Origin of the sequence: Dorea formicigenerans, assembly GCF_025150245.1 — a bacterium.
In the GTDB taxonomy this organism is placed as follows: Bacteria; Bacillota; Clostridia; order Lachnospirales; family Lachnospiraceae; genus Dorea; species Dorea formicigenerans.
This window is the reverse complement of the sequence record NZ_CP102279.1, coordinates 1643813-1667186: the sequence shown is the minus strand read 5'-3', so window position 1 is coordinate 1667186 and position 23374 is coordinate 1643813. Positions and strand designations below refer to the sequence as shown.

The following is a 23374-nucleotide window of genomic DNA, read 5'->3' as shown; positions in this document are numbered from 1 at the left end:
CAGAACATGAATCGAGATCAAATTAAATTTCTTGCAATCATTACCATGACATGCAACCATATTGCAAATATATTTCTGACGCCGGGAACGTTACTATTTGAAGTTATGATCGACATTGGGTATTTTACTGCAATTACGATGTGCTACTTTCTGGTGGAAGGTTACGGTTATACCCATGATAAGAAAAAATATGGGGAGCGGCTGCTGCTGTTCGGTGTGATATCATTCATACCATTTTGTCTGGCATTTGGCATGGTCCAGATGAATATGCTGTGTACCTTATTTTTGTGTTTCCTGATTCTTAAGGTTATGGAAATGTCCACTTTAAAATGGGAAAAATGGATTGTAATATTAATTTTAATCTTTGTATCCCTGTATTCAGACTGGGCATTACTGGCTCCTGTTTTTGCAATTTTATTTGCAAAAAGTAAAGGAAATCGAATAAAAACAGCAATATCATTTGGAATAGGAGCATGTTTATTTGCAGGATTTAATTATTTGTCAAATTTAGAGAGTATGAGTACAGGCAGTGCGCTGATTCATGCATTGTGTTCAGGTATCGGACCGGTTGTGGCAGGAATCATCATTTTATTCTGCTACAATGGAAAGAAATCTAATCATGCAGGGAAAGCGTCAAAATGGTTCTTTTACATATACTATCCGGCGCATCTTCTTTTCTTGTGGGCAGTACATCAGCTTTGCATGTTGTAGAGAAGTATAAATAACAGGAGTACAGGAATATGAGCAAAAAATATGAGATATTTTTATTTGATCTGGACGGAACTATTACAGATTCTGCTCTTGGAATCACCAATTCAGTCATGTATGCATTGAAAAAGTTCGGCATCGAAGAGACAGACCGGACAAAATTATATAAATTTATCGGTCCGCCGCTTACAGAATCCTTTGAGAAATTTTACGGTTTTACAAAAGAGCAGAGTCTGGATGGAGTAAAGTATTACCGGGAATATTATCATGATAAAGGCATCTATGAGAATCGTGTTTATGATGGATTAGAAGAAGTTTTAAAGAAGATAAATGAAGCCGGAAAGCAGGCAATTGTTGCAACATCAAAACCGGAGGAATATGCAAAGATTATCATTGATCATTTTCATCTGACTAAATACTTTGCATGCGTTGCGGGTATGGAGATGGACGGTGGAAGAGGAACAAAAGCGCAGGTCATTACCTATGCTCTTGAGAAAAATGATATTACAGACAAGTCTAACGTACTTATGATCGGTGACCGCGAACACGATGTCATCGGCGCCCATGAAAATGGACTTGACTGTCTCGGCATTCTCTACGGATTTGGAAGCCGCAAAGAATTTGAAGAAGCCGGAGCGGATTACATTCGTGAAAATGTAGAAGACATTTTACAATTCGTATAAAAATTTATTCGCCAATATTAATCCAGAGAAAATTATTATTTGTCAAAGGCACGCTCGCGCTACCTTCCGCTGGTAGCGGTACATAAGGCGCTAAAAAACACCGCCTAAGTACCGACCGCTCCAGAGTACCTTTCTCCAAATAATAATTTTCCTGGATTTTCTATATTTTGAACAAAATTATAAGGTGATTTTCGCTTTTCGAAGGAATTATAAAGTGTAGTGATATTAGTGAATAAAAAGAATCCAGCAAGGTGATGTTATCTGACGGTAGAGTGATTTCTGATACATCTGCGAGTATAGTCTCATATATTTTACATTGTCTGAGTCCATACGGACGAGTTTGTAAAATATATGAGAAATAAACGACGCAGCAGATGTCAGAAATCATTCGTGTCAGGAACACATCTAGCTGGATTCTTTTTTATGTATCACTACAAATTATAAATTACGCCTCTAAATTCTTGTTTGCTGTGGAAAGCATCAGTTTAATTCGATTCAACTGATTTACTTCACTTGCGCCCGGATCAAAGTCGATCGCTACGATATTTGACTGTGGGTAGCGTCTTCGTAACTCTTTAATAACACCCTTGCCTACTACATGGTTTGGCAGGCAGGCAAATGGCTGTGTACACACGATATTTGGTGCACCGCTGTGGATCAGCTCTAACATTTCGCCGGTCAGGAACCAGCCTTCACCAGTCTGATTTCCAAGAGATACAATGTCAGAAGCCATCTTTCCGAGATCACGGATATCTGCCGGCGGGTTAAAATGTTTGCTCTTCTTAAATGCTTCGGTAGCCGGAGCGCGGAACCAGTCTATGACCTTGATGCCCCAGTTTGCAGCAGTTGCTTTTGATTTCGCAAATCCAAGCTTTTCTACTTTAAAGTTCTGATTGTAGAAGCAGTACTGCAGGAAGTCCAGAAGATCTGGAACAACAGCTTCGGCGCCTTCGCTTTCCAGCAGATCGACCAGATGATTATTAGCTGCCGGAAGGAATTTGACAAGAATCTCACCGACAACGCCGACGCGTGGTTTTTTAACATCTAAAAGTTCGATATTATTGTCAAAGTCTTCGATGATCTGCCGGCATAACTTCTTGAATTTTCGTCTGGAAGGATAGCCGGAAGAGACAAACTCTTTACATACTTCCACCCATTTTCTATGCATTGCATTCACAGATCCCGCAACAGCTTCGTATGGTCTTAACCGATACACACATTTCATAAAGATATCACCAAATACTACACTGTAAATACCACGAAGTACGAGAGCGGGTGTGATCTTAAATCCAGGATTTTCTTCCAGTCCGCTTAAGTTAATGGAAATAACCGGAATATATTCGTAACCGGCTTTTTTTAGGGCACGGCGGATAAATCCGATATAATTGGAAGCACGGCAGCCACCACCGGTCTGGCTGATGATGACAGCAATCTTGTGTGTATCATATTTGCCGGAAAGGATGGCCTCCATGATCTGTCCGACAACCATAAGGGACGGGTAACATGCGTCATTGTTAACGTATTTAAGCCCCACATCTACTGCCTGTTTGTTGTCATTTGGAAGGACTTCGATGTTGTATCCGGAAGCTTTAAATGCAGACTCCATCAGTTCGAAGTGGATCGGTGACATCTGTGGGCAGAGAATCGTGTAATTCTCGCGCATTTCCTTTGTGAAAGATATTTTTTCAATAGCTGCGGAATGAATCGTACGTTTGTCATTTCGCTGTTCTCTGACGCGGATAGCAGCCAGAAGAGAGCGGACACGGATCCTTGCAGCACCTAAGTTGTTGACTTCATCAATCTTCAGAGATGTATAGATCTTATCTGAATTATTTAAAATATCCGCAACCTGATCAGTTGTGACCGCATCCAGTCCGCAACCGAAAGAGTTGAGCTGGATCAGATCCAGATTGTCTTTTGTTTTTACATAGTTTGCCGCTGCATACAGACGGGAATGGTACATCCACTGATCCATCACGTTGAGTGGGTGCTCAGCTGGATTTAAGTGGGAGATGGAATCCTCAGTCAGCACAGCAATATTATAAGAATTGATCAGTTCTGGAATGCCATGGTTAACCTCCGGGTCAATGTGATATGGACGTCCTGCCAGTACAATACCTCTGTTTCCGGTCTCATCCAGGAATTTGATAACTTCCTCCCCTTTTCGACGCATATCTTCACGGCATGCTGCAAGTTCTTCCCATGCTGCATGGACGGCAGACTGGATCTCCTGATCGGAAATATCAAATTTCTTTCCAAGTTCTTCCACCAGGCGATAGGAGATAGTATCCTCGCTGGCAAAAGAGAGGAATGGGTGCATAAAATCAACTTCTCCATTTACAATGGCATCAATGTTATTCTTGATATTTTCCGGATAAGAAGTAACAATCGGGCAGTTGTAATGGTTGTCAGAGTCTGCAAATTCATTGCGCTCGTAAGGAATGCTTGGGTAGAAAATGTGTTTCACACCTTCGTTGATCAGCCATTGTACATGTCCGTGAGCCAGTTTTGCCGGGTAGCATTCAGACTCACTTGGAATGGACTCAATACCGAGTTCATAAATGCTTCTTGTAGAAGCAGGAGAGAGTTTGACAGAGAATCCAAGCTGATTGAAAAATGTGAACCAGAACGGATAGTTTTCGTATATATTTAATACACGGGGGATTCCGATTACACCGCGTTTTGCAGATCCTTCCGGCAATGGTTCATAATCAAAATAACGTTTTAATTTGTATTCAAATAAATTTGGCAGCTTATTCTCGGATTTTGCTTTTCCAAGTCCGCGTTCGCATCGATTTCCGGTAATGAACTTACGTCCGCCGCTGAAATGATTAATCGTCAGACGACAGTTATTTGTACATCCTTTACATTTTGTCATAGTTGTAGAATATTCCATGGCCTCAATGTCCTCAATAGAGAGCATAGTCGTGCCTTCGCATTCTACATAACGTTCACGTGCAATGAGAGCTGCACCAAATGCGCCCATAATTCCGGCAATATCCGGACGGATAGCCTCGCATCCTGCGATTTTCTCAAAACTTCGAAGGACAGCATTGTTGTAGAATGTTCCACCTTGAACTACGATATGTTTTCCAAGTTCCGATGCATCAGAAACTTTGATGACCTTGAATAACGCATTCTTAATAACAGAATATGCAAGTCCTGCGGAAATATCAGCAACCTCAGCACCTTCTTTTTGTGCCTGTTTAACCTTGGAGTTCATAAATACAGTACAACGTGTTCCAAGGTCGATTGGATTTCTTGCAAATAAAGCTTCGTGGGCAAAATCTTCAACAGAATAATTCAGTGATTTTGCAAATGTCTCAATAAATGAACCACAGCCGGAGGAGCAGGCCTCATTGAGCTGTACACTGTCAACGGTCTGATTTTTGATCTTGATACACTTCATATCCTGACCGCCGATGTCCAGAATACAGTCAACATCCGGCTCAAAGAAAGAAGCTGCATAGTAATGAGAGACAGTTTCTACTTCACCTTCGTCAAGGAGAAGGGCTGCTTTGATCAGAGCTTCTCCATATCCGGTAGAGCAGGAGTGTACAATCTGTACATCTTCTGGTAATTTGCTGTAAATATCTTTGATCGCAGTAATTGTTGTACCAAGCGGATCTCCGTCATTGTTGTGATAGAAGGAATATAAAAGTGTTCCGTCTTCGCCGACAAGAGCTGCCTTTGTAGTGGTAGATCCGGCATCGATACCAAGGAAAGCCTTTCCTTTATAGGTAGCCAGATCTCTGATGGGAACCTGATCCTTGTCGTGCCGCTTTTTAAACTCTTGAAAGTCAGCTTCACTTGCAAACAAAGGTTCCATACGGTCAACTTCAAATTCCATCTTAATCTTGCCTTCCAGGCGCTTTTGCATCTCCTGGATTGGTACGTCCAGATCCTTTTTGGAGTTCAGGGCAGAACCAATGGCTGCAAACAGATGGGAATGATTCGGGGCAATGATGTGCTCATCATCCAGATTCAATGTACGGATAAATGCCTTGCGCAGTTCGGAGAGAAAATGCAGAGGTCCGCCAAGGAATGCAACGTGTCCGCGAATAGGTTTACCGCATGCAAGACCACTGATAGTCTGGTTGACAACTGCCTGGAAAATGGAGGCAGCCAGATCTTCTCTTGCAGCACCGTCGTTGATGAGTGGCTGGATATCCGTCTTTGCAAATACACCACATCTTGCAGCAATCGTGTAAAGTGCTTTGTAATTCTTTGCGTATTCGTTAAGACCGGAAGCGTCTGTCTGAAGAAGAGATGCCATCTGGTCAATAAAAGAACCTGTACCACCGGCACAGACACCATTCATACGTTGTTCAATATTCCCGCCTTCAAAATAAATGATTTTAGCATCTTCACCGCCGAGCTCAATAGCTACATCGGTCTGAGGAGCGTAGTCCTGAAGAGCCGTGGATACGGCTATAACTTCCTGAACGAAAGGTACCCCCAGATGCTTGGCAAGTGTCAGTCCGCCAGATCCGGTGATGACCGGAGAGACGTGAATGGCACCAAGTTTATGAATGGCACGCCCAAGAAGATCAGATAAAGTCTCCTGGATATTGGCAAAATGTCTTTCATAATCGGAGAACAGTACTTCATTATCCTGATCTAATACAGCAATCTTAACCGTAGTAGAACCGATGTCAATACCGAGAGTGTAAATGTCGTTTTGAACCATAATTTATGTACTCCTTATTCAATGTTTATTATTAAAAAAGATATGATTAAAATTCATTTGGCAGATATCTCTTCCTATTATAATATAATCTGCCAATATAACTAAAATATTATACGACAGTTTGCGCCAAATTACAATTAAGAAATCGTGTTCTTAACATAAAAGAAACATAAAAGAAATATGAAATGCGAATAAAAAAATTGTAAAAAATGTAAAATTACAGAAAGCTGGGGAGCGTATGATTGACAAAATAATAGCAAGACGATAGAATGGCTATGTGTGAAAATAATTTTAACAGGAGTTAGGACAATATGAATTGGATGGACAAAATGGAACGAAAGATCGGAAGATATGCAGTTCCGAATTTGATGTTGTACATTATCATCATGTATGGAGCCGGATATGTGCTCTACTTGATAAATCCGGCATTTTATGCACAGTATCTCTGCCTGAATGCACAGGCAATTCTGCACGGACAGGTCTGGAGGATCATTACATTTATCATTCAGCCTCCGTCATACAGTCTGATCTGGATGCTGGTGGCATTATCTCTTTATTATTTTATCGGGAAAGAACTGGAACGGGCATGGGGGACTTTCCGTTTTAACCTCTACTTCTTTGCCGGAGTTCTGTTTCATGTGATTGCTGCCATTTTGGTCTATGTACTGACAGGGCTTGTATTGCCGCTTGGAACAGGATATCTGAACATGTCGTTATTCCTTGTATACGCAGCTATGAATCCGAATGCACAGTTCATGCTATATTTCATCATTCCGGTAAAAGCCAAATGGCTGGCGTGGCTGGACGGAGCGTATTTTATCTGGGCAGTTATCCAGGCATTTCTCCCGGCGTATGGAGGAAGTGCCTATGGAATATACTATAAAGCAAATGCACTGGCGGCAGTTGTCTCAATCTTGAATTTTCTGATATTTTTCCTGAATTCAAGAAATGTAAGACCATACCGTCCTTCACAGGTGAAGCGCAAAAATGATTTTCACAGACAGGTTCATAAGGCACACCCGGTCAATTACTATAAAGACGGTGCAAGACATAGATGCGCAGTCTGCGGAAGAACCGAACTGGATGACCCAAAACTGGAGTTTAGATATTGTTCCAAGTGCAATGGAAATTATGAATATTGCCAGGAGCATTTATTTACTCATAAACATGTAATTTAGAAATTGAACAACAAAAGGAGAACAGGAATGAAGAAAACAAAGATTGTCTGCACAATGGGACCGAATTCAAACGATGAGAATATCATGAGACGGCTTGTAAAAGAAGGCATGGATATCGCAAGATTTAACTTTTCACATGGCTCACATGAAGAACAAAAAGGCCGTATGGACATGTTGAAGAAGATTCGCGAAGAAGAGAAGAAACCAGTGGCAATCCTTCTGGATACAAAGGGACCGGAAATCCGTACAGGTGTTTTGAAAGACGGAAAAAAGGTATTGTTAAAAGAAGGCGAGACAATCACTCTGACGAATGAAGAAATCGAAGGAGATGAAACAAAAGTTTCTCTGACATACAAAGGTCTGGTCGATGATGTGCAGATCGGGAACATGATTCTGATCGATGATGGTCTGATCGGACTTAAAGTAAAAGAAAAGACGGAGACAGATATTATCTGTACAATCGTTAATGGTGGTGAACTTGGCGAGAGAAAGGGAGTCAATGTCCCGAATGTTCCAGTCAGACTTCCGGCAATTACAGAAAAGGATAAAGAAGACCTGAAATTCGGTGTTGAGCAGAAAATTGACTTTATTGCAGCATCATTTGTAAGAAATGCTGAGTGTATTTTGGAAATCCGTTCTTACTTAAATAAATGCGGAGCACCATATATTCCGATCATTGCAAAGATTGAGAACTCAGAGGGAATTGATAATATTGATGAGATTATCCGCTGTGCAGACGGTATCATGGTTGCCAGAGGAGATCTCGGTGTAGAAATCCCGGCAGAAGAAGTTCCATATCTCCAGAAATTGATCATTCAGAAATGTAATGATAATTACAAACCGGTCATTACAGCAACTCAGATGCTGGATTCTATGATCCGTAATCCACGTCCGACAAGAGCAGAGGTTGGAGATGTGGCAAACGCAGTTTACGACGGAACAGACGCTGTCATGCTTTCAGGTGAGACTGCACAGGGGAAATATCCGGTTGAAGCACTGAAGATGATGGTACACATTGTAGAAAGTACGGAGCAGCATCTGGATTATAAGGAGATGCTGGAAAAAGCAGGTGCACACAGAATGAGAAATGCTTCCAGTGCTCTGGCATATGCAACTGTAACAACTGCAAGAAATCTGAAAGCAGCGTGTATTATTACACCAACTGTATCAGGAGCAACTGCAAGAGTTGTGTCCAAATTTAAACCGAAGACAGAGATTATCGGTATATCACCAAATGAAGATACACTTCGCAGAATGCAGATTTACTGGGGAGTACGTCCGTATTGCTCTATTAATGCAAATTCTACAGATGAAATCTGTAGCAGCGCGTTAGATCTTGTAAGAGCAAAACAGATTGCAGAGACTGGAGACACTGTAGTCCTGACAGCAGGAATCCCTTCCCCGAATATTTCCGGAAATGTTGCCGGAGTCAGCAATATTATGAAAATAGCAGTGATAGATTAAGAACTACTGAAAATGAACAACAGATGAGAGATTTCTTTCATCTGTTGTTCGTTTTTTGAATATATTTCTCATTTAAGCACTTGACTGATAGCGAGAAATATACTATAGTGTTCCGTGAGAGAACTACTACAAAAGGATAAAAATGAGAACAGGTGAAAAAATGGAAGATAAATCATATATCGAACGCCTGATGGAATTTGGGCTTACAAGGCAGGAAGCAGGAATTTACGGCTGCCTGATCAGTGAAGGAAAGACGACAGGCTATGAAGTCGCAAAGCAGCTTGGAATATCTAGATCCAATGCGTATAATTCGCTTGCAAGTATGACTGAAAAAGGTGCGGCTTATCTGGTGGAAGAAGGAACAACAAAAAAATATGTATCTGTGCCATTGGACGAATTTTGCCGGAATAGAATCCGGAGGCTGGAAGAGTCCCAAAGATGGCTAAAGAAGCATATGCCATCTGAAAAAGATCATGTAGAAGGGTACATTACAATAGAAGGTTCTTCTAATATTTTGGATAAGATTCGTAATCTTCTGGCAAAAGCCGAAGAGAGAGTATACATTTCCTGTACAAGAAATTACCTGTTATTGTTCGTGGATGAGCTGGAAAGTCTGATCCGGGCTAAAAAGAAAGTCGTAATTGTGACAGATCAACCTGTGAATTTTAGAAATGCCAGAGTCTATATGGGAAACAATCGTGGAATGCAGATTGGTGTGATTACAGATTCCAGATATGTGCTGACCGGAGAGTATGGAGAAGGAAGTATTAATACATGCCTTTATTCCGGACAGAAAAATTTTGTAGAGTTATATAAAAGTGCTCTTAGTAATGAAATAAAACTTCTGGCAATACGAGAGGAGAACATGCAATGAAGAAAAAACCATTTGTAACAAAAGAACAACTGGATGAAATTATTAAAAAATATCCAACTCCATTTCATCTTTATGATGAGAAGGGAATTCGCAAGAATATGCAGGCACTAAAAGAAGCATTTGCATGGAATCCGGGGTATAAAGAGTATTTTGCAGTTAAAGCAACGCCGAATCCGTTTCTGATTGATATTTTGAGAGAGTATGGATGCGGATGTGACTGTTCTTCTTATACAGAACTTCTCCTTTCAGATGCAATGGGAGTAAAGGGAGAGGACATTATGTTTTCTTCCAATGACACACCGAGAGAAGAATATGAACTTGCACACAAGTTAGGAGCAATTATTAATCTGGATGATATTACGCATATTGATTTCCTTGAAGAGACAATTGGTGAGATTCCAGAAACGATCAGTTGCCGGTATAATCCGGGCGGACTGTTTAAGATTAGTAATGATATTATGGATAACCCGGGAGATGCCAAGTTTGGTATGACAACGGAGCAGCTTTTTGAAGCATTTAAGATTTTAAAAAGCAAAGGTGCGAAGGAATTTGGAATTCATGCCTTCCTTGCAAGTAATACTGTAACAAATGAATATTATCCGATGCTTGCAAAAGTATTATTTGAAGTGGCTGTAAAGCTTCAGAAAGAGGTAGGCATTCATATCAAATTTATTAATTTGTCAGGCGGTATCGGAATTCCGTATACACCAGATCAGGAGCCAAATGATATCCGTGCGATTGGAGACGGTGTGCGGGAAGTTTATAATGAGGTTCTTGTGCCTGCAGGCATGGGAGATGTAGCTCTTTATACAGAACTTGGAAGATTTATGTTGGGACCTTATGGCTGCCTTGTAACAAAAGCAATTCATGAGAAACACACCCATAAGGAATATATTGGGGTAGATGCATGCGCAGTAAATTTGATGCGTCCGGCTATGTATGGTGCATATCACCATATTACAGTCATGGGAAAAGAAGATGTGCCGTGTGATCACAAATATGATGTAACAGGTTCCCTTTGTGAGAATAATGACAAATTTGCAATTGACCGTATGCTTCCGAAGATTGATATGGGAGATGTTCTTATGATTCATGATACAGGGGCACATGGATTTTCTATGGGATACAATTATAATGGAAAATTAAAATCCGCAGAGGTGCTCTTAAAAGAAGATGGAAGCACACAGCTTATCCGAAGAGCTGAAACACCAGCAGATTATTTCGCAACCTTTGATTGTTTTGATATTGGAAAAAAATTAATAAAATAAATGTTGTATTTCACGCAGTTGTGTGTTACAATTAATCTCGGCTTGAAAAAGCTGGGATATGCGGATGTGGCGGAATGGCAGACGCATCAGACTCAAAATCTGACGTAGGTGACTATGTACGGGTTCAAGTCCCGTCATCCGCAGTTGATTTATGAAAGAGCATCGAAGACTTAAAGTTTTCGGTGCTTTTTTGCTCTTGCACATTTATTAGATATTCATTATAATAAAATCGATGTTTTTAGAGGAACAAAAGAAGAAAGAATGAAATGACGAAAGGAAGAAGATTATGGGATTTACAGTACAGGATATGCTTGATATGAAATTATTTCAGAAAGCGAATCTGCTCTGGGGCAAAGGTGGTATTGGCCAGGAAATCCGTGGTGTTACGATTATTGAATCTCCAGATATTGTTCGTTTTATCAGTGGTGGAGAGGTCCTTCTGACAGGATTGAATGCATTTCAGAATTGTTCCCCGGAAGAGTTCCGCAGTTATATCGCGGAGCTTGCAAAGAAAAAAGTAAGTGCACTTGTGATTAAGCAAGGAAGAACCGTAGACTTCCTGGAGGAAAAGATGGCGGTCATACAGGAGTATGCTCAAAAGACAGAAATTCCTGTCATTGAGATTCCGTTTGAAATGCCATTTCGAGAAATTCTTAATACGATCATGGAGCATATTTTCAGTGAGGAAGTTATCAGACTTAAGTATTTTAAGACAACTCATGATAATTTCACGGCACTGTCACTTTCCTTTCATTCCATGGAAAATGGAGTGCAGCGTATTGTAGACATTTTGTCAAAACTGATTGGAAACCCGGTGGCATTGTTTGATCAGAATCTGGAATGCCAGGCGACAACAGATACGAGAATCCGTGAATTTGAAATTCAGCCGGACGCAAAAGAATATTCTTTAGACTTCTATTCAAATTATAAATACCGGAGACAGGAAATTACATTGGAGGAAAAACCGGAAGAAAAGATTGGGCAGTATCTTGTGCGATTGAATGTTATGTATAATGCGAGAATGTATCTGGTTGTTACTGAAACAGAACATCCGGTCAACGGTATGGATTTTATTGCAGTTGAGAATGCAGTAACAGCGTTGAAGCAGGAATTGTTCCGTCAAAGTTCACTGGCAGATCTTGAGAAAAAGTTCCAGAGTGATATTATGAACAATATTTTGAATGGAAAGGTTCACTCAATTCAGGAACTTCGAAGGGACAGTTCCCTGCTTGGAATTTCTATGGATGCGTCCTACCGTATTATTGCGTTCAATCTCGGATATAGCTCAAATCAGGTCGATCTGAATGACACGGTGAAATACACGAATATATTGAACAATGCGATCGCTATTGAATTTCCGAATGTGAAGATTCAGAATGATATGGACAGAGTCATTGTGATCCAGGAAGTAGATCCGGCGAGAAAACAGGAAGAATATCGTCATGAATTGAAAGAAATAGTCATGAAAATCCAGAAGCGTGTGGCAAGTACGAAAAAAGATTTGAAAGTCTGTGCCGGAGTCGGACGAATGATAGAGGGGATTGAACATATTCCGAGCAGTTTTAAAGAGGCAACTGATTCACTGATGTTTATTGATATTCTTGGAGATGAAAATGAAGACAGTCAGTCCAAAATTATGATTTTCTCCGACATGGGAATTTTCAAACTGCTTTGTCAGCTCAGTGATGAGAAAGAAATGATGGAATATGTACCAGAATCTCTTCAAAAATTATATCATTACAAAAAACAGCAGCGTCAGGATCTGATCCTGACACTTAAGACTTATCTGGAACACAACCAGAATCTGACAAAGACAGCTCAGGACTTGTATATACATTATAAGACGGCGGCCTATCGTATTGAGCGGATTTCGCAGATCACAGGCATAGATTTTGATAACCCTAATGAAGTACTATCTGTCCGAATTGGCTTAGTTGTATGTAAAATGATGGAAAATTTAAAAAAATAGCAGTTTTTTGAGAAAGTAACAGAGATTTATCAGTTGTTGATAAATCTCTGTTATTTTTTTGTCCAATTATGCAGATGCGTATTGTTAAAAAAATATCTATAATATGAGACATAGAAAAACAAAGATTCACAAGGGAGGAGGAATTCGGATGAAAGCAAATATAAATCGTGTGGTTTCCAGATTAGAAGACATTTATCAGTGTGGTAAAAAAGAAGATGGAACGTACACGAGAATGGCATTCTCCGAAGAAGATGTAAAAGGAAGAGAACTTTTTGCATCTTGGGCAAAGCGCCTTGGCATGACATGCCATGTGGACGAAGCTGGTAACCTGATTGCTCATATGGATGGGCAGGATAATGATCTTCCGGCAATCATGATGGGTTCCCATCTTGACACGGTTCCGGACGGAGGCCGATACGATGGAGTGACTGGCTGCGTTGGAGGATTGGAAGTATGTGAAGTGTTAAAGGAACATGGAAAAGTTCCGAAACACCCGATCGAGGTGATTGTGTTTACCGATGAAGAAGGATTCCGTTTTGGAAAAGGACTTCTGGGAAGCAGTTCACTTTGTGGACAGGACCCTGATGTCAGTGATGATGAGCTGGATATTTACGGTGAGCCACGAGGCGAAGTGATGAAATCATATGGAATCACAAGTGCAAATGTGATGAAAGCCAAAAGAGATCCAAAGACGGTACACAGTTTTATCGAACTTCATGTAGAACAGGGATCCAGACTTTATAAAGCACATACACCGGTCGGCGTTGTATCATCGATTGCAGGTGTGAACCGATATGATGTGACTGTAGCAGGCGAGGCAAATCATGCAGGAAGTACTGCGATGGCTGACAGAAAAGATGCACTCGTTGCTGCGGCTGGATTCATCAACAAGGTTCCGGAAATTGTAAAAGAGTATGGAAATGAATTTACTGTTGCAACAGTCGGAACCATTAAAGTTACACCACATTCCGTTAATGTAATTCCAGGAACTTGCACTTTCAGCCTGGAGATTCGTGACCAGAGCGCAGAAGTTATGAAACTGATCGAAAATCATCTCAGACAGCTTCTTGAGGACATCTGCAAAAAATATGGAGTTACGTCTACATTTGTTCCGACATCTTATCATGATCCGGCACCAATGTCGGAATTAGTAAGAGGAACGATAGAGGAAGCGGTAAAAGAGCTTGGAATTGATTATACAGTCATCCCAAGCGGTGCATTTCATGACTCCCTGATCATGACAAGCGTATTCCCGACAGGAATGATTTTCGTGCCTAGCAAAGACGGAATCAGTCATTCCAGATATGAATACACAGCGCCGGAAGACATTGAGAATGGCTGCAATGTTTTGTTAAATACAGTTTTAAAACTGGATGAAAAATAAAAGTCGAAAGACATGATGCACTTTAAGGAAACCTAAAAAAAAGAAAGGCAGGTAAAAAACTATGGCAAAGAAAAAAATTGGTATTATCGGTGGCGGAATCTCAGGAGCAGGACTGGCTTATCACTTAAGCCTCTACGAAGGAGAAGCTGATGTGACAGTATTTGAAAAGGACACAATCGGTGGAGCTTCTACAGCAAAATCAGCCGGAACAGTATGTCTTTTTGATGATTCCCTCAAGAACAGATACTGGGACGTTAGACTTTATGGTTTCGAGTCCTATCTGAAAATGGAAGAGGAAGAGAAAGGTTCAGCAGGATTTGATAAGACAGGAACTCTTGTAGTAGCAACAAATGAAGAAGTAGAGAAGGTTATTAAGACAGGAATCGCTCTTGCAAAAGCAGCAGGATATACAGGAGAGTATATTACAGATAAAGACCGTATCAAAGAAATCCTTCCAGACATTTCTACAGAAAATATTCTTGGAGCAGGATATACAGAGGATGACGGATATTTTGATGGAACAATGATTTCCAATACATATATGAAAAAAGCTCAGAAAAATGGCGTAACTGTAAAGACAGGCGTGAAAGTTACAGATGTTAAGATTGTAGATAACAAAGTAAAAGGTCTTACAACTGACGATGGAGCAGAGTATGAGTTTGATGTAGTTGTTGACTGTACAGGTCCATGGAGCAAAATTACAGGAGAAATGGTTGGACTGAACGTACCAATCTGGCATACAAAAGCGGAAGCATTCTTCTTATGCCCTCCAGGAAAGAAATTAGACTACACATTCCCAGTACTGAAATACCCAGAGTTCTATGCACTGAGAGCAGGAGACAACATTTTTATCTGCAAATCTCACTTATCTATGGATCTGAACAATCCGATGCATGCAGGACAGTGGGATCCAGACAAATTACCTGCAACAGGTGGAACAGACGATTACTTCATCGACTTCCTTCTGGATCAGTTGGATGCTAAGGTTCCGGGAATCGTAGACAGCGGACTTGTATCTTCCTGGTTATCCTACCGTGCAGAGCCAAAGGATTTCTGGCCGGTACTTGGTAAGACACCAGTAGAAGGATACATGCTTTCAACAGGATTTGGTGGAAATGGAGTCATCGAGGTTCCGGCAGCAACACGTGATCTTGCAAAACTAATCATGCGTGACGAGAGCACACCACTTCTTGAGAACTGGGCATTCGAGAGACTTCTTGAAGACTAATAAGCAAACGAAAGTTACCATTGAAAGTAACAGATGAAAGTAAAAATAATAGGAGGAAACTATGAATATAGCAGTTCTTATTAAGCAGGTTCCGGTATCTAACGATGTATCTGTAGACCCGGAAACACATGCACTTGTACGTGCAAGCTCTGAAGGAATGATTAATCCGGCAGATCTGAATGCCATTGAAGAAGCAATGCAGTTAAAAGAGCAGACAGACGGAAAAGTTGTAGTATTTACGATGGGACCACCGGATGCAGAAAAAGCATTGCGTGATGCGATGGCACTCGGATGTGACGAAAGCTGCCTGATTACAGATAGAGCAGTTGCAGGAGGAGATACCGTAGCAACAGCAAAAGTATTAGCAAAAGCAATTCAGTTATATGGCGAATTTGACCTGATCTTAGGAGGTGCCCTGTCAGCAGACGGGGCAACCGGACAGGTGGCAGCAATGGTTGCAGAAGAATTAAATCTTCCACATGTTGTAGAAATCCAGTCTGTAAAATATAAGGAAGATCAGGCAGGAAAAGTTGAAGTTGTAAAGAAAATGCACGATACAAGTTTCAGGATTTCCTGCGCTACACCGGCAGTATTATCTGTAAACTTTGGTTGCAATGAGCCAAGACTTGCAACACTTAGAAGTAAACGTGCGGCAAAATCAAAACCACTTGTTACCTATACAAATGCTGAACTTGGATTTGCAGCAGAGGAAATTGGAATCAAGGGATCACCGACAGTTACTGTTGATTCCTTCCAGCCGGAGACAAAGAGAAGTGCTAAGATGCTTACAGGTACACCGGCAGAACTTGCAAAACAGCTTTATGACCTGATTGAAGAGGAGAAAGGAAAGTAGACCTATGGCTAATGGAATTTGTGTTTATGCAGAAAGTTATAATGGTGAATTAGAGACGGTAGCTGCAGAACTGGTTTCAGCGGCAAAAGGTCTGGCTGAGACAACAAAAGAAAAAGTTCAGGCAATCGTTCTTTCCGACCATGCAGAAGAACTTGTAAAAGAATTAGATAAGCTTGGTGTAGATGAAATCTATGCAGTAAAAGCAGATCATGATATCACACTTCAGGATGATGCAGTCAGTGCTGCAATTGCTGAAATGTTAAAGAAAATCGAGCCATCCGCAGTGCTTGTTCCGGCAACACCACAGGGACGTTCTATTTTCTCAAGAGTAGCGATGCGTCTTGGTTGTGGTATGACTGCGGACTGTACAGAGGTTCTGGCTGCTCAGAGAGAAGACGGTTCTTTCTATATTAAACAGAACAAACCGTCCTACGGAGAAAATGTATTTGTTACAATTCTTACAAAAGAAGGTATTTATCCGCAGATGATGACAGTAAGACCTGGTGTCTATGCAGCCTGTGAGGCAAAAGAAAGCGGAAATGCAAATGTAACATTTTTTGATGATATCAAAATTGAAAAATCTGGAGTTGAGATTCTGGAAGAACTTCCGGCAGAAAATACAACAGACAGTATTCTCGGAGCAGAAGTTGTTGTTGTCGGAGGACGTGGAGTTCTGGAAGATGATAACTTTGAACTTCTCGAGAAATTTGCTGAGAAAGTCGGAGGAGCAATCGGAGGAACAAGACCAATGGTTGATTCAGAGATGATTCCGTTCAATCACCAGATTGGACAGACAGGACTTACAATCCGTCCGAAGATCTGTATCTCCTTTGGTGTATCCGGAGCAATTCAGCATACAGAAGGAATCAAGGATACAAATTTATATGTTGCAGTCAATACAGACGAAAATGCTGCGATTTTTGGAGTTGCAGATTACGGAATCCAGGCAGATTTAAAAGAAATTCTGGAGAACTACCTGACACTGTAATATAAAGACAGAAATTACTTACCTCAATTTTAGAATATATGCATGCTTTAAAAAGCATGACAAAAAGGAAAGCTCATCGCCGGGCTTTCTTTTTTTGCCATCAGAGTCTTGAATGGAACAATTTGATAGAAATGTATCAAATTTAGCGTTATTTTATTTGTTTTGATAATATATAGCTTTTAAAAAAAACAGATTTGGTGTATAGTAATAAGGTAGTTTGTTTATTAACAAGGAGACTATATGAGCGAGAATACAAATAAAAAAATTGTGCTCATCGATGGGCACAGCATATTAAACAGGGCATTTTTCGGACTTCCGGATCTGACGAATTCCGAAGGACTTCATACGAATGCAATCTATGGATTTCTGACGATCATGTTCAAGATTCTGGATGAAGAAAAGCCGGATTATCTGACGGTCGCATTTGACGTGCATGCGCCGACATTCCGTCATAAGATGTATGACGCTTACAAAGGAACAAGAAAGCCGATGGCAGACGAACTGAGGCAGCAGGTTCCGGTTATTAAGGAAGTCCTTTGCTCTATGGGGATTAAGACTATAGAGTGTGCGGGATTGGAGGCTGACGATCTTCTTGGAACACTGTCCAGACGATGTGAAGAAGAAGGAATGGAAGTGTCCGTTATTTCCGGAGACAGAGATCTTCTGCAGCTTGCAACGCAACATGTTAAGATCCGCATTCCAAAGACAAAGCAGGGTCGTACTGAAGTGGAAGATTATTATGCGGCAGATGTGAAAGAACGTTATCAGGTGACACCGAAGGAGTTCATTGATCTGAAAGCGCTGATGGGCGACACGGCCGATAACATTCCAGGAGTTCCAAGCATCGGAGAAAAGACAGCGACCAAGATTATCACAGAATATCATTCAATCGAGAATGCATATGAACATGTGAGTGAACTGAAGCCGCCACGAGCGTCCAAGGCACTTGCTGAGCACTGGAATATGGCAGTTATGAGCAAGACACTTGCCACGATTGAAGTGCATGCGGATTTTCCGTATGAACTGTCTGAGGCGAAGCTTGGTAATATATTTACAGAAGAAGCATATGCATTTTTCCAGAAACTACAGTTTAAGAATCTTTTGTCCAAATTCGATGTTACTGCACCGGCAAATCAGGTGGAAGACGGATTTGAACAGATTACAGATTATAAGAAGGCAGAAAAAGTTCTGGATCAGGCAAAAGAATCCACATGTGTTGGAGCGGTGATCTTCCAGAATACGGAAAATGTACTTCCGCTTTTTGCAAATGAAGCGGCAATTGGCGGTATCGGTCTTTGTTTTGATGAAGAGCATGCATACTGTATTGAAGTGACTGAGCAGATTACAAAGGAATTCCTTCTTGAAAAGCTGAGTAAGCTGAATGAAAGTTGCGGACGTTTTGTCATGTTCGATATCAAAGAAGCTATGAAGTGGCTGCCAATCAAAAATCAGAAGCATTGCTTTGATGCAACGGTTGCGGCTTACCTTTTGAATCCGTTGAAGAATGATTACACATACGAAGATGTGGCAAGAGAGCAGCTTAATATTGTAATTGAAGAAAAGTCAGAAGCTTATGTGAAGGTTTGCTATGAAGCATATACAGCGTTTAAGGGCAGTGACTTGTTATACAAGAAGTTAGAAGAAACACAGATGCTGCATCTATTTGAAGATATTGAGATGCCGCTTGTATTTACTCTTTATGATATGGAAAGAAATGGGATCCGTGCTGAAGGTGAGGCGCTGAAAGTTTATAGCAGCCAGCTTGGCGGACGGATTAGTGAACTGGAAAAAGAAATTTACGAAATGGCAGGTGAATCGTTCAATATTAATTCACCAAAGCAGCTTGGCGTGATCCTTTTTGAAAAGCTTTTACTTCCGGGAAGTAAAAAGACGAAAAGTGGTTATTCCACTGCGGCAAGTGTGCTGGACAAGCTTGCACCGGATTATCCGATTGTAAGTAAAGTGCTGGAATACAGACAGCTTACAAAGCTAAAATCTACGTATGCAGATGGTCTGGTCAATTATATTGAAGAAGATGGACGAATCCACAGCAAGTTCAATCAGACAATTACAGCGACCGGACGGATCAGCAGTACGGAGCCGAATCTTCAGAATATTCCGGTCCGGGTAGAACTGGGACGACTGATCCGGAAGGTATTTGTGCCGGAGGACGGATACATTTTTGTGGATGCCGATTATTCTCAGATTGAACTTCGTGTGCTGGCACATTGTTCCGGTGACGCAAATCTGATCGAGGCTTACCGGGAAGAAAAGGATATTCATAGAATTACAGCTTCTCAGGTATTTCACATTCCTTTTGAAGAGGTAACTCCACTTCAAAGAAGAAATGCGAAAGCGGTCAATTTCGGTATTGTATATGGGATCAGTTCTTTTGGATTGTCTGAGGACTTGAGTATTGGCAGAAAAGAAGCTGCAAAATATATTGAAGATTACTTTAAGACATATCCGGGAATCAAGACATTTCTGGATGATACTGTGGCACATGCAAAAGAGATGGGGTATGTTGTGACATTGTTCGGAAGAAGACGTCCGGTTCCGGAACTTTCTTCCAGCAATTTTATGCAGCGTTCCTTCGGAGAGAGAGTGGCAATGAATGCACCAATCCAGGGAACCGCAGCAGATATTATGAAAATTGCCATGATTGGTGTGAACCGTAGACTGAAAGAGCAGAATCTGAAGTCCAGACTTGTACTTCAGGTACATGATGAACTTCTCATAGAAGCTTACAGACCAGAACTTCCGGAAGTAGAAAAAATCCTCCGGGAGGAGATGGAGCAGGCGGCATCCTTAGATGTACCGCTGGAGATAGATATGCACACAGGAGAAAACTGGTACGAAGCAAAGTAAGGGGTGGAGATTATGAAAATTATAGGTATTACTGGCGGAGTAGGAGCAGGAAAGACACAGATACTGGAATATTTAAGTGACAAATACGGAGCTTCCGTTTGTCAGACTGATAAGGTGGCAAAGAAATTACAGAAAAAAGGCGGAATCTGTTACGATCCGATCGTAGAACATTTTGGTACAGAAATACTGGACGAAAAAGGGGAGCTTGACAGAAAGAAACTTTCAGATATCGTGTTCGGTGATCCCAAAGAGTTAAATGTACTCAATGAGATCGTACACCCGGCGGTAAAAGAGGAAGTAAATAAAAAAATCAAAAAAGAAGAACGCAAGAACACGAATCTTCTGATTGTAGAATCGGCTGTTCTTGTAGAAGATCATTATAATGAGATCTGTGATGAGCTCTGGTATATATATGTGGAGGATGCAGTGCGCAGAAACCGTCTTTACTATTCCAGGGGATATGATAATAAGAAGATTGATGAGATTATTGCAGCACAGCTGCCAAAGGAGATGTTCCTGAAAGCCTGTGACCGTGTAATTGATAATAGTGGAATCTTTGCAGAGACAATGATCCAGATCGATCAGATTGTAAAGGAATTATAGACAGATCTCATACCTAAGATATACGGAAGGAATTTACATATATATGAGACTATGCAGTATTGCCAGCGGAAGCAGTGGCAATTGTATCTATACGGGAGGAGAGCATACACATCTTCTTGTAGATACAGGAATCAGCAAAAAAAGAGTAGAGGAAGGTCTGAAAGCTCTGGATATCAAGGGAGAGGAGCTTAACGGGATTCTGATCACTCATGAACATATTGACCATGTGCAGGGGCTTGGCGTGTTCAGCAGAAAGTATGAAGTGCCGATCTATGCGACAAAAGGTACAATAGAAGGAATCAAAAAGATTTCCAGTATTGGAAAGATGCCGGAAGGATTATTCCATGAAATCCAGACGGATGAAACATTTACACTGGGTGAGCTGAAAGTAGAACCATTCAAAATCTCTCACGATGCAAATGAACCGTCCGGATACCGAATCGGTGACGGGAAAAAATCCGTTGCAGTCGCAACAGATCTTGGAAAGTATGACGATTATACCGTGGAACATTTGAAAAATCTGGACGCAATCGTGCTGGAGGCAAACCATGACTTAAAGATGTTGGAGGTCGGTCCATATCCATATCCGCTCAAACGAAGAGTGGCAGGAGACAAAGGACATTTATCAAATGAATTGTCAGGAAGGCTGTTATGTGATATATTACATGATAACCTGAAACATGTTGTTCTTGGACATCTCAGTAAAGAGAACAATTATGAAGAGCTTGCCTATGAGACGGTGAAGTTAGAGGTTACTTTGGGAGATAATCCATATAAAGGGGACGATTTCCCAATCACTGTTGCAAAGAGAAGCAGTGTGTCAGAGATTATTGATCTGTAACTGTTTTGTAAAAAAACACTGGTCAAAAATGATTGATCTGTAACTGCCTTACAAAAAAGCATAGTGTCAGAAATTTTACTGACACGGAGATTACGAGGAGGAACACCATGAAGAAATGTATCATTACTGTAGTTGGAAAAGACAAGGTTGGAATTATTGCGGGAGTATGTCAGTATCTTTCTGATATTTCTGTAAACATATTAAATATTTCCCAGACAATCGTAGAGGGTTATTTTAATATGATGATGATTGTAGAGGTCACAAATTGTACAAAAGAAATTGCAGTAGTTGTTAATGAGATGGAAGAACTCGGAAAAACAATTGGCGTAGATATCCACTGCCAGCGGGAAGATATCTTTGAAAAAATGCATCGTTTGTAATCTTGAATAAAGCGGAGGATTGGACATGATTAATTTTTACGAAGTAAATGAAACCCAGCAGATGATTGAACATGAGAACCTGGATGTGAGAACAATCACACTTGGAATCAGTCTTTTGGACTGTATTGATTCTAATCTGGATAAGTTGAATCAAAAAGTATATGAAAAGATTACAACAGTTGCAAGGGATCTGGTTGTGACAGGTGATCAGATTGAACAGGAGTACGGAATCCCAATTGTCAATAAACGTATTTCTATAACTCCGATTTCATTGATCGGTGGTTCAGCATGCAAGAAACCGGAAGACTTTGTGGAAATTGCAAAGACATTGGATAGGGCAGCGAAAGAAGTCGGTGTGAATTTTATCGGTGGTTATTCTGCATTAGTGTCAAAGGCTATGACAAAAAGTGATGAGCTTTTAATCCATTCTGTTCCACAGGCGCTTGCCTGTACGGATCGGGTGTGCAGTTCTATTAATGTAGGATCTACAAAGACAGGTATCAACATGGATGCAGTCCGTCTCTGCGGAGAGATTGTAAAAGAGACTGCAGAAGCAACGAAAGACAACGATTCTCTTGGATGTGCAAAGCTTGTTATATTCTGTAATGCACCAGATGACAACCCATTTATGGCAGGGGCATTTCTTGGCGTGACAGAAGGCGATGCGGTGATTAATGTAGGAGTCAGCGGACCGGGGGTTGTAAAGCATGCCATAGAGCAGGTGCGTGGACAGGGGTTTGAAGAATTATGTGAGACAATCAAGAAGACTGCATTTAAGGTGACGCGTGTCGGTCAGCTTGTAGCAGGAGAAGCATCAAAACGTCTCGGTGTTCCGTTTGGAATTGTCGATCTGTCACTGGCACCTACTCCGGCGATTGGAGACAGTGTCGCTGAGATTCTGGAAGAAATCGGTCTGGAGCGTGTTGGAGCACCTGGTACGACAGCAGCGCTTGCAATGCTGAATGATCAGGTGAAAAAAGGCGGTGTTATGGCATCCTCTTATGTAGGTGGACTTAGCGGTGCATTTATTCCAGTCAGTGAAGATCAGGGAATGATCGATGCGGTAACGATAGGCGCGCTGACAATGGAAAAATTAGAGGCTATGACTTGTGTATGCTCTGTAGGTCTGGACATGATCGCTATTCCAGGAAAGACGAAAGCATCTACGATTTCAGGAATTATTGCCGATGAGATGGCAATCGGAATGATCAATCAGAAAACAACAGCAGTACGTCTGATTCCTGTTATAGGAAAAGACGTTGGAGATACCGCTAAATTTGGCGGATTGTTAGGATATGCACCGATCATACCGGTGAATGAATATGACTGTAGCGCATTTGTGAGCAGAAAAGGAAGGATTCCGGCTCCGGTGCACAGCTTTAAGAATTAGGAGGT

17 protein-coding genes and 1 tRNA gene are annotated in these 23374 nt (G+C 41.1%); 17 read left to right on the top strand and 1 reads right to left on the bottom strand.

All coding sequences use genetic code 11. The features are described 5' to 3' along the window. Positions 1–6: 6 nt before the first annotated feature. Positions 7–711, top strand: a complete 705-nt coding sequence (locus NQ560_RS08190; protein ID WP_005332549.1) for a TraX family protein — start codon at positions 7–9, stop codon at positions 709–711. Between the two features lie 29 nt (positions 712–740). Next, positions 741–1391 carry an HAD family hydrolase gene (locus tag NQ560_RS08185; protein WP_005332550.1) on the top strand — a complete coding sequence of 217 codons (651 nt, stop codon included), beginning with the start codon at positions 741–743 and terminating at the stop codon, positions 1389–1391. Between the two features lie 445 nt (positions 1392–1836). On the opposite strand, the gene NQ560_RS08180 is transcribed toward NQ560_RS08185, so the two are convergent. After that, positions 1837–6081: a 2-hydroxyacyl-CoA dehydratase gene (locus NQ560_RS08180; protein WP_005332551.1), complete on the bottom strand. Its 4245-nt coding sequence runs from the start codon at positions 6079–6081 to the stop codon at positions 1837–1839. 311 nt (positions 6082–6392) lie between these two features. On the opposite strand from NQ560_RS08180, the gene NQ560_RS08175 reads away from it, so the two are divergent. From NQ560_RS08175 to NQ560_RS08105, 15 genes are all read left to right on the top strand, one after another. Beyond that, positions 6393–7259: a rhomboid family intramembrane serine protease gene (locus tag NQ560_RS08175; protein WP_005332553.1), complete on the top strand. Its 867-nt coding sequence runs from the start codon at positions 6393–6395 to the stop codon at positions 7257–7259. Positions 7260–7286: 27 nt separating this feature from the next. Then, on the top strand, positions 7287–8723 hold the full coding sequence (gene pyk / locus NQ560_RS08170) for a pyruvate kinase (RefSeq protein WP_005332554.1): 1437 nt from the start codon (positions 7287–7289) through the stop codon (positions 8721–8723). A gap of 142 nt (positions 8724–8865) precedes the next feature. Beyond that, positions 8866–9597, top strand: coding sequence for a TrmB family transcriptional regulator (locus NQ560_RS08165; protein ID WP_005332555.1), 732 nt, complete (start codon positions 8866–8868; stop codon positions 9595–9597). Beyond that, positions 9594–10865, top strand: coding sequence for a diaminopimelate decarboxylase (locus tag NQ560_RS08160; protein ID WP_005332556.1), 1272 nt, complete (start codon positions 9594–9596; stop codon positions 10863–10865). Before NQ560_RS08165 ends, NQ560_RS08160 begins: the two co-directional genes overlap by 4 nt. Before the next feature lie 60 nt (positions 10866–10925). Next, a tRNA-Leu gene (locus NQ560_RS08155) sits at positions 10926–11008 on the top strand. 143 nt (positions 11009–11151) lie between these two features. Further along, positions 11152–12834 carry a PucR family transcriptional regulator gene (locus tag NQ560_RS08150; protein WP_005332558.1) on the top strand — a complete coding sequence of 561 codons (1683 nt, stop codon included), beginning with the start codon at positions 11152–11154 and terminating at the stop codon, positions 12832–12834. Positions 12835–12982: 148 nt separating this feature from the next. Next, on the top strand, positions 12983–14218 hold the full coding sequence (locus NQ560_RS08145) for a Zn-dependent hydrolase (RefSeq protein ID WP_040015436.1): 1236 nt from the start codon (positions 12983–12985) through the stop codon (positions 14216–14218). 61 nt (positions 14219–14279) lie between these two features. Then, positions 14280–15446: an NAD(P)/FAD-dependent oxidoreductase gene (locus NQ560_RS08140; RefSeq protein ID WP_005332569.1), complete on the top strand. Its 1167-nt coding sequence runs from the start codon at positions 14280–14282 to the stop codon at positions 15444–15446. A 61-nt stretch (positions 15447–15507) separates the two neighbouring features. Next, positions 15508–16299 (top strand): electron transfer flavoprotein subunit beta/FixA family protein, encoded by a 792-nt coding sequence (locus NQ560_RS08135; RefSeq protein WP_005332570.1) that lies wholly within the window; start codon positions 15508–15510, stop codon positions 16297–16299. Positions 16300–16303: 4 nt separating this feature from the next. Further along, positions 16304–17287 (top strand): electron transfer flavoprotein subunit alpha/FixB family protein, encoded by a 984-nt coding sequence (locus tag NQ560_RS08130; RefSeq protein ID WP_005332571.1) that lies wholly within the window; start codon positions 16304–16306, stop codon positions 17285–17287. Positions 17288–17527: 240 nt separating this feature from the next. Beyond that, positions 17528–20155, top strand: a complete 2628-nt coding sequence (gene polA, locus NQ560_RS08125; RefSeq protein ID WP_005332572.1) for a DNA polymerase I — start codon at positions 17528–17530, stop codon at positions 20153–20155. 12 nt (positions 20156–20167) lie between these two features. Continuing rightward, positions 20168–20758: a dephospho-CoA kinase gene (coaE, locus tag NQ560_RS08120; RefSeq protein ID WP_005332574.1), complete on the top strand. Its 591-nt coding sequence runs from the start codon at positions 20168–20170 to the stop codon at positions 20756–20758. 43 nt (positions 20759–20801) lie between these two features. Beyond that, positions 20802–21599, top strand: a complete 798-nt coding sequence (locus NQ560_RS08115) for an MBL fold metallo-hydrolase (RefSeq protein ID WP_005332575.1) — start codon at positions 20802–20804, stop codon at positions 21597–21599. 107 nt (positions 21600–21706) lie between these two features. Beyond that, the gene (locus tag NQ560_RS08110) at positions 21707–21979 is read left to right on the top strand and encodes an ACT domain-containing protein (protein WP_005332576.1); all 273 of its coding nucleotides are present in this window, start codon (positions 21707–21709) and stop codon (positions 21977–21979) included. Between the two features lie 25 nt (positions 21980–22004). After that, positions 22005–23369, top strand: a complete 1365-nt coding sequence (locus tag NQ560_RS08105; protein ID WP_005332577.1) for a PFL family protein — start codon at positions 22005–22007, stop codon at positions 23367–23369. Positions 23370–23374: the final 5 nt, after the last annotated feature.

Excerpts from the sequence above, each read along its gene's own strand:
- NQ560_RS08175 (WP_005332553.1), top strand. The coding sequence starts at position 6,393 with ATGAATTGGATGGACAAAATGGAACGAAAGATCGGAAGATATGCAGTT.
- NQ560_RS08135 (WP_005332570.1), top strand. The coding sequence starts at position 15,508 with ATGAATATAGCAGTTCTTATTAAGCAGGTTCCGGTATCTAACGATGTA.
- NQ560_RS08160 (WP_005332556.1), top strand. The coding sequence starts at position 9,594 with ATGAAGAAAAAACCATTTGTAACAAAAGAACAACTGGATGAAATTATT.
- polA (WP_005332572.1), top strand. The coding sequence starts at position 17,528 with ATGAGCGAGAATACAAATAAAAAAATTGTGCTCATCGATGGGCACAGC.
- NQ560_RS08115 (WP_005332575.1), top strand. The coding sequence starts at position 20,802 with ATGAGACTATGCAGTATTGCCAGCGGAAGCAGTGGCAATTGTATCTAT.
- NQ560_RS08180 (WP_005332551.1), bottom strand. The coding sequence starts at position 6,081 with ATGGTTCAAAACGACATTTACACTCTCGGTATTGACATCGGTTCTACT.
- NQ560_RS08130 (WP_005332571.1), top strand. The coding sequence starts at position 16,304 with ATGGCTAATGGAATTTGTGTTTATGCAGAAAGTTATAATGGTGAATTA.
- NQ560_RS08140 (WP_005332569.1), top strand. The coding sequence starts at position 14,280 with ATGGCAAAGAAAAAAATTGGTATTATCGGTGGCGGAATCTCAGGAGCA.
- NQ560_RS08185 (WP_005332550.1), top strand. The coding sequence starts at position 741 with ATGAGCAAAAAATATGAGATATTTTTATTTGATCTGGACGGAACTATT.
- NQ560_RS08165 (WP_005332555.1), top strand. The coding sequence starts at position 8,866 with ATGAGAACAGGTGAAAAAATGGAAGATAAATCATATATCGAACGCCTG.
- NQ560_RS08150 (WP_005332558.1), top strand. The coding sequence starts at position 11,152 with ATGGGATTTACAGTACAGGATATGCTTGATATGAAATTATTTCAGAAA.
- coaE (WP_005332574.1), top strand. The coding sequence starts at position 20,168 with ATGAAAATTATAGGTATTACTGGCGGAGTAGGAGCAGGAAAGACACAG.
- NQ560_RS08145 (WP_040015436.1), top strand. The coding sequence starts at position 12,983 with ATGAAAGCAAATATAAATCGTGTGGTTTCCAGATTAGAAGACATTTAT.
- NQ560_RS08110 (WP_005332576.1), top strand. The coding sequence starts at position 21,707 with ATGAAGAAATGTATCATTACTGTAGTTGGAAAAGACAAGGTTGGAATT.
- pyk (WP_005332554.1), top strand. The coding sequence starts at position 7,287 with ATGAAGAAAACAAAGATTGTCTGCACAATGGGACCGAATTCAAACGAT.
- NQ560_RS08105 (WP_005332577.1), top strand. The coding sequence starts at position 22,005 with ATGATTAATTTTTACGAAGTAAATGAAACCCAGCAGATGATTGAACAT.
- NQ560_RS08190 (WP_005332549.1), top strand. The coding sequence starts at position 7 with ATGAATCGAGATCAAATTAAATTTCTTGCAATCATTACCATGACATGC.